The 456-nt window shown below is 33.8% G+C and carries 1 pseudogene; it reads right to left on the bottom strand.

What is annotated here, in order from left to right:
• Nucleotides 1–456: pseudogene (locus IDG60_RS02610) on the bottom strand (DNA polymerase family A protein); the annotation flags it as partial.

Here is a 456-nt window from a genome sequence, read left to right on the forward strand (position 1 = left end):
ACATCTAAACGCCATTGTTCTTTTGCATACCATGCTATGACTCTTGCCTCTATTGCAGAAAAATCACTTACTGCTAGTTCATTACCTTCTTCAGCAGTAAATGTCGTCCTAACTAATTGACTTAATAAGTCTTGAGGATGAACATTGAGTAATAAATCTAAATCGTCAAAACGTTGTTCTTTAATAAGATCTCTTGCTATTTCTAATTCAGTATCTGAAATATAATGCTTTGTTAAATTCTGAAGTTGTACACCTCTACCTACCGGCACCGTAAAATTGAAACAGACCTCTTACCCGTTCATCACTGCACATCATGTCATGCATTTTGTTGTATTTTTTCACACTGGTTTTAGACATTTGCAATCTAATTTCTAGCATTTTTTTAGCTTTTCCTGTTGCTTCTTTTAAGTACTCCTGAACCGTTTTCTTTTGTAAATTAGGTATATCTAATCCTTG

It is taken from the genome of Staphylococcus sp. EG-SA-2 (genome assembly GCF_017152085.1).